This window comes from uncultured Sphingomonas sp. (genome assembly GCF_964243315.1).
Classification (GTDB): Bacteria; Pseudomonadota; Alphaproteobacteria; order Sphingomonadales; family Sphingomonadaceae; genus Sphingomonas.
In genome coordinates this window covers 1-3,202 of the sequence record NZ_CAXTEM010000114.1, presented here as the reverse complement: position 1 = coordinate 3,202, position 3,202 = coordinate 1, and the positions used below count along the sequence as shown (strand labels likewise).

The following is a 3,202-nucleotide window of genomic DNA, read 5'->3' as shown; positions in this document are numbered from 1 at the left end:
CCGCCGTCACCACCCCGCCCGGCGAGTTGATGTACATGAAGATGTCCTTCTTCGGGTTCTCGGATTCGAGAAACAGCAGCTGCGCGCAGATCAGCGACGCCATGCCGTCCTCAACCCCCCCGGTCACGAAGATGATGCGCTCGCGGAGCAACCGCGAGAAGATGTCGAACGAACGTTCGCCACGGTTCGACTGCTCGATCACGATCGGCACCAGGCCGGCGCGGCCCGGGACGACACCGACGCCGGCATTCGCCAGGGGAGCCATGAAGTCGCCGGTCTCGAACGGATTGTGCATGAAATTCTCTCTTATGCCCTCGGAAGCGCCAACATCGGCGCTTGCGCGTGGTAGTTCAAGCCCGCCACGACCTTCTCGTCGCGACGCTCTATCATAGCAGGCAAGTCAGACGCCCGGTGCCTTCAACGCCAGATACGCCAGCCGCCGGGTCTCCCGCCGCCCGCGCACCACGGTATCGAGGATCAGCCCTGCGAAGACGTTAAGCGCCGCCAGGATCACCAGTCCGGTGACCAGGATCGCGGTCGGGAACCGCGGCACCAGCCCGGTTTGCATATAGGTGATCGCCAGCGGCGCCGCGAGCAACACCGCGACCAGCGACAGCAACAGCCCGACCGCGCCAAAGAACAGCAAGGGCCGCTCGATCCGATAGAGCGTTGCGATCGTCCGCAGGATCCGCCAGCCGTCGCCATAGGTGCTGAGCTTGGACGCCGATCCTTCCGGCCGCGCGAAATACCGCGTCTCGATCTCGGCGCACGGCATTTTCAGCTCCAGCGCATGAACGCTGATCTCGGTCTCGATCTCGAACCCTGCCGACAGGGACGGGAAGCTCTTCACGAACCGCCGCGAAAACACCCGGTAGCCGGACAGGATATCCGTGAAGCTGCGCCCGAACAGCCGGGCCAGCATCCCCGTCAGTAAAGCATTGCCGAACCGGTGCCCTCGCCGATACGCCAGCTCGGCCTCGCTGATCCGGCTACCGACGATCATGTCGAGCTGCTCGTCGAACAATCGCGCGATCAGCGCCGGTGCCGCATCCGCATCATAGGTCGCGTCGCCGTCCGCCATGACATACACGTCGGCGTCGATGTCCGCGAACATCCGACGTACCACCGCTCCTTTGCCCTGGATCCGCTCGCACCGCACGATCGCACCCGCCGCACGCGCGACCTCGGCGGTGCGATCGCTGCTGTTGTTGTCGTAGACGTAGATCGCCGCGCCCGGCAGCGCCGCACGAAAGCCCGCGATCGTCTGCGCGACCGCGGCTTCCTCGTTGTAGCACGGCAGCAGTACCGCGATCGTGGCTGCGGTCACAAGCAGATCCGGCCATCGAAGACCGCCCGCCGGCCGCCGCCGCCGGCCACGACAAGGATGCGGCTCGGCGGCAGGTGCTGGTACAAGTCAGGCGCGAAGAGCGGGATCAAGCCTCGCTCTTCACCTTCTTCGCGCGCGGCTTCTTCACCGGCGCATCGGCCGCCTCGGTGCCGACAGCGGCTTCCGCCGCGACCGGCGACGATTCGAGCAGCGCGGTTTCCGCCTCGACCGGCGCGCCCTTCTTCTTGGTGGCCTTCTTCACTGGCGTCAGCGCGTCGGCCACGGGAGCGGCGTCGGCAGTTTCGGCCGGTGCAGCGTCCGCGGCCGGTGCGGTATCCTCAACCGGCGCAGCCTTGGCCTTCTTCGCCTTGGCGGGCTTCTTCGGCTTGTGGTTGTCGTGGTCGTGAGTGTGCGTGCCGGTCGCGAAACCGTCCTCGCTCTCGATCGCAGCCTCCAGCTCCTCGCGCGTGGTCTCGCGATCGGTGACTGTCGCCTTCTCGAACAGGAAGTCGACGACCTTGTCCTCATACAGCGGCGCGCGCAGCTGGGCAGCTGCCATCGGCTCCTGCTGGACGTACTGGATGAAGCGTTGGCGATCGTCGGCGCCATATTGCTGCGCGGCCTGCGCGATCAGCCGGTTCATCTCCTGCTGATTGACCTCGATGCCGTTGGCCTGCCCGATCTCGGACAGCAACAGGCCCAGCCGCACGCGGCGCTCGGCGATCTTCTTATAATCGTCACGCTCGGCTTCCATCTCGGCCATCGCCGCGGCGGGATCCGCCTCGTGAGTGGCTTCATGCTCGAGCTGCGACCAGATCTGCGCGAATTCAGCATCGACCATCGACGGCGGCACTTCGAAATCATGCCCCTCGGCAAGCTGGTCGAGCAGCTTGCGCTTCATATGAGTGCGGGTGAGGCCGTTATGCTCCTGCTCGATCTGCGTGCGGAGCAGGCCCTTCAGCTGGTCCAGGCTCTCGAGCCCGAGGGACTTGGCCAAGCTCTCGTCAATCGCGCTCTCGCCCGCGGTCTTCACCGACTTGACGGTGATGTCGAAGGTCGCGGGCTTGCCCGCCAGCTCGGCCGCCGGATAATCGTCGGGGAAGGTCACGTTCAGGACCTTCTCGTCGCCCGCCTTCACGCCGACCAGCTGATCCTCGAAGCCGGGGATCAACCGTCCCGAGCCGAGCTCGACCGCCATGTCCTCGCCGGTGCCGCCCTCGAAGGCGGTGCCGTCCGCGGTCTTGCCGAGGAAGTCGACGGTGACGAGATCACCCATCTTCGCGACATAATCCGCGTCCGCATCGTCCCACTTCTTCTGCTGATCCGCGAACTTCTGCAGCTGTGCGTCGACCGCGTCGTCCGCGACCGGAACCGTCAGCCGCTCCAGCGTCAGCGATTCGATCGCAGGCGTCGGCACCGTCGGCAGCACTTCGAGCGCGATCTTGATCTCGGCGTCCTTGCCGGGTGCATAATCCTCGCCCAGCTCGACCGAGGGCTGCATCGCGGGACGCAGCTGCTTCTCGGCCATCAGGCCCTGAATGCCTTCCTGGATCGCGGCGTTCAGCGCGTCCTGGGTCAGCGCCTCGCCGTGCATCTTGCGGACCAGGTTGGTCGGCACCTTGCCGGGGCGGAAACCGGGCATGCGAATCTGCGGCGCGACGCGCTTTACTTCAGCGTCCACTTTCGCGTCGATGTCCTTCGCCGCGATGGTCAGGGTGTAGGCGCGCTTCAGCCCCTCGTTCAACGTCTCGACAGTCTGCATGCTAGGCCTTCATCTTGAGAAATTCGTTCCCGCCGCCGTCATGCGATCGGCAGCAGGTCTGGTGCGGGCGAAGGGACTCGAACCCCCACATCTTGCGATGGCAGGACCTAAAC

Annotated in this window: 3 protein-coding genes; all 3 read right to left on the bottom strand. The window is 65.5% G+C overall.

Features of this window, described 5'->3' with window-relative positions; genetic code table 11:
• A partial coding sequence (locus ACFE77_RS16300) for an ATP-dependent Clp protease proteolytic subunit (protein ID WP_375422694.1) occupies window positions 1–295 on the bottom strand: 295 nt, incomplete at its 3' end.
• Window positions 296–400: 105 nt separating this feature from the next.
• On the bottom strand, window positions 401–1,333 hold the full coding sequence (locus ACFE77_RS16295) for a glycosyltransferase family 2 protein (RefSeq protein ID WP_375422695.1): 933 nt from the start codon (window positions 1,331–1,333) through the stop codon (window positions 401–403).
• Between the two features lie 100 nt (window positions 1,334–1,433).
• On the bottom strand, window positions 1,434–3,089 hold the full coding sequence (gene tig / locus ACFE77_RS16290) for a trigger factor (protein WP_375422693.1): 1,656 nt from the start codon (window positions 3,087–3,089) through the stop codon (window positions 1,434–1,436).
• Between the last annotated feature and the right edge of the window lie 113 nt (window positions 3,090–3,202).

Excerpts from the sequence above, each read along its gene's own strand:
- tig (WP_375422693.1), bottom strand. The coding sequence starts at position 3,089 with ATGCAGACTGTCGAGACGTTGAACGAGGGGCTGAAGCGCGCCTACACC.